The organism is Halochromatium sp. (genome assembly GCF_054919635.1).
Genome location: NZ_JBUDPI010000371.1, coordinates 1 through 3,490, shown reverse-complemented (window position 1 = coordinate 3,490; position 3,490 = coordinate 1). Strand labels below are relative to the sequence as shown.

The window sequence follows — 3,490 nt, the reverse complement described above, 5'->3', positions numbered from 1 at the left end:
TGTCGGCCATCGGGATCATCGCCCCATCGAGGCTGATCACCACGGTGGCAATGGGGCGTCGAGCGGCGGCAGCGCGTACTCCGAGGTCTCCTCCTTGGTCGTGGCGATGCTGCCGACCCAGTCGGCGACGTTCTGAATGTAGGAGGTCGCCACCGTGCGGCCGTGATTCTGCGCCAGGTCGCGCTGCACCGCACGCACGTTGAGCTGGGAGTACTTGTGGCTGAGCTGGCTGGCAAAGCGCGGCGTCGCGCCGCGCACAATGCGCGCCTGATGCTCCAGAGGACAGTAGACGCGCCCGCCGCGCGAGCTCTGGCAGACGTAGCGTTCGACCTGAAGCGCACCATACGGGGTCTGGTACTGCTTGGTGTTGCGCTCGCGCGCGGTCAGTTTGGTCTCCCCGATGCGAATCGGACTGCCATCGGTATCGAAGCGCATCAGCGCCGCTTCGGTCGCGCAACGCCCCACCGCGTTGGTCGCCTGCAGGATCGCCTCCTCCATCTCCAGCAGGCTGCCGCTCAGGCGCAGCCTCACCTCCACCGTCATTTCGTCACCTGAACGCTTTACCACCTCAGCCATAACCACCAACCTTCCAGACTTATCAGAAGGTTGCAACATACTCCTCAGACAACATCATGGCTTGGCCGCGCTCCTGAAGGCTAACTGATTGTCGTCAAGACAGGCAATCTTCAACTTGTGACGGCGTGGCCTGTCTAGGTTCGAGAAACGGATTCCGGATCTGATTCGGCGGCGGCTTTCCAGCCCCAGTCGAGGGCGGTGGCGCGGCTGGCTCGGGCTCTAGATCAGGTGTGTTGCGCGTTCGGCGCCGGCGCCCTTTCTCGGTTGACGAGAACTCTTGTGGGGGCATGAAGAACACTCCCGCAAGCACAGCGAAGGCAACCTGATTCGCCGGTGTATAGAGATTGTAGTCGACGAATTCATGCAGTGCGACCAAGAGCATTCCGAGGCCGGCGCCAACCTGGAGGAAGCGTCCGCGGGTCCATTCTGCGGTGCTGGAGATTTGAAACCACTGGCGCAGATAGACCGCCAAGACGAGCAGTGGAATCGCGAGACCGAGGAGTCCGGCGTCGAAGAACCATTCCAAGTAGTCGTTGTGGGCCCGATTGATGAAGTAGCGTCCGAGCTCGACAGGCTGCAAGGGCGGAAAGACGTCCGGAAAGGTGCCTGGGCCGCTTCCAAAAGGGAAGAATTGTCCTGCCCCTTGAAAACTCGTTTCGAAGAGGGTGAAGCGGGCATCTTCTGCCATGTTGCCGACGGAGAAACGATCCAGCACCGGCGTGAGGCCGATTGCGAAACCGGCCGCGACGGCCAGCGCAATGATGGTACCGGCCGGCCCGAAGACATTGCTGCCGCCGATGCGGCGCGAGAAGACGATGGTCGTGAGCAGAATGCCAAGCATCACCAGGAAGATACCGGTGCGAGAGCGGGTAAACACCGCGGCCACGATCAGCAGCAGCGTCAAGGCGGCGTAAATGATTGTTGCATTGCCGGACTTAGAGCCCCAGAACGCAGCGCTCTGCCCCCATACCTGCGACCTGGAGCCCTTTCTCGGGCCAGTGTCGGCACGGCCGAGGTTATAGAACAGGAGCGCGAGCACGATCGGCAGCATCATCTCGATGAGGCCGGCGAGGTGGTTGCGGTTTGGGTAAGTGCCGGTGCCAGAGCCTCCGGTGCCAGCCTTGACGCCCCAAGCGGCCTCCAGCCCACCCTGGGCAACGCCGAACTGGAGGAGACCGATCAGGGCCTGGAGTGCGGTGATGGAGAGCATCACCTTGATCAGCAGCCGGACGCGCTCGGCGTCCAAGCTCCGGGTGGCGATGAACACAGAAACGGGCAGCAACAAGGCGACCAATGCAGAGGCGGTTGAAAACGGTACCAGCGATAACGGCCGCCAGGCGCTGATCACGTCTGCCCCTCCTGGTAAGAGTGCGAGCGCTTCGGCGTAACGCTCGCGTCCGGCCAGGCCATCGACGAGCGCTGCGGGCAGCGGGATGAGATACAGCAGCGGTGTCACCAAGAGCAGCAGTATCAGCATCCATTCGAACGGCTTGAGCCCGAGACGCCGCGGGGACCAGAGCATGACCGAGAGCAGCCCAACCGCCAGCAGTTGCGAGAGCAATGCCGCGAGTGGCGTGAGCCCCGCCCGGAATAGTGGCGTGACGATCAGGACGGCGATCAACAGCCAGAAGATCGGCTGGGCTAGCGGGTTCTCTGCCTTCCGTTTGTGTGTCTTTTCCATCGGCTTCGTACCCGTTTAGTCGTCGCCGAAGAGCTTACTGAGCCAACTGCGTCTCTTGTTCGGCGCCTTCTGCGGTTTGGGCGCGGAGGGGTCGAGCATCGGTGGCGGAGGAACCTCGGCGGGAGCTCGGTTATCGAGGATTGCCTGTGGCCGTTGTGTGACTAGGCGATCGGCCTCGGCCTCTCCGAGCCATTTGGCGGCGACTGCGCGCCCTTCAGATAAGACCGGGGGGCGGTGATGCGGATCATGCGAATCGGTGGCAAGGATATGCACCAGCCCGTCGTCGAGCATGCGCTCACCCCAGTACTGGGCCTGCCGACCGAAGCGCCCGGTGAGTGCGCCGGAGGTGACCTGAATCCAGGCTCCGGCTTGAGCCGCCTGAACGAACCAGGGGTAGTGTTCGTTGTCTAGCCAGGTCAGTCTCTCTGGATGCGTGATGACCGGCACATAGCTTGCCGCGACCGTATCATGGATCGATTCGTGGAAGCGCACAGGCACCGTGTGGTGAGGCGGCTCGAACAAAAAGTAGCGAGACTTGTTGAGCGTGGGGTGGGTACCTCGGCGCAGCCCCGCGAGCAGTTCGGGGACGATCTGGATGTCAGCGCCGTAGGTCAAGGTGAGATCGAGGGCCTCTCGCTCCAGCGCCTCGCGAAACTGGCTCACTGCGGTCGCGATTCCGTCAGCCTCGTTCTCATACAGGCCCGGATAGATGTGTGGGGTGCATGCCGTGACTTGGATACCGTCAGCGATGGCAATCCTCGCCATCGCTAAGGAGGTCGACAGATCCGGTGAGCCGTCGTCGATTCCCGGGAGCATGTGGCAGTGAAGGTCAATCATCTTCGCCCGGCGTGGTGATGTAGTCTGGAGTGGCTGGATGGCGTTAGACATGGAGCGGATGTCACTTTGAGCGTTAGGGTAGCGGATTCAGAGCGGCAACGACAACGCGACGAGATCGCTTACAACCACGCGATCCGCACGATAGCGTCGGAGGCCAACTCGCAACCAGATTCCAAAGGCTTGTCAAGCCTCGTGTTGCCGGGCATCATTTCTCCCAACTGAGACATTTGCGCAGTCTCTAACCCCCTGAATTGCATGAGCCTACAAGTCTGGTGAGATTTCGTTTACCCCAGCGGCGAACGAACAATCAATGACTTGCGCGTGACGCTCGGCCGAGAAGTGGAAACATCACCCCAGCCTCCCCCGCAGGGGTGAAAAAGGGCGGCCACCAAGGGA

Annotated in this window: 3 protein-coding genes; all 3 read right to left on the bottom strand. The window is 61.8% G+C overall.

Going from position 1 to position 3,490, the window contains the following annotated elements; genetic code table 11:
- Positions 1-36 precede the first annotated feature (36 nt).
- The 3 genes from ACY693_RS16750 to ACY693_RS16740 all read right to left on the bottom strand — a co-directional run bounded on the left by ACY693_RS16750 (position 37) and on the right by ACY693_RS16740 (position 3,094).
- A complete protein-coding gene (locus ACY693_RS16750) occupies positions 37-576 on the bottom strand; it encodes a hypothetical protein (RefSeq protein ID WP_462322949.1) in 540 nt (179 codons plus the stop codon).
- A gap of 94 nt (positions 577-670) precedes the next feature.
- Complete coding sequence (locus ACY693_RS16745; RefSeq protein WP_462322948.1) at positions 671-2,257, bottom strand: O-antigen ligase family protein; 1,587 nt, start codon at positions 2,255-2,257, stop codon at positions 671-673.
- A gap of 15 nt (positions 2,258-2,272) precedes the next feature.
- Positions 2,273-3,094, bottom strand: coding sequence for a tyrosine-protein phosphatase (locus ACY693_RS16740; protein ID WP_462322947.1), 822 nt, complete (start codon positions 3,092-3,094; stop codon positions 2,273-2,275).
- Positions 3,095-3,490: the final 396 nt, after the last annotated feature.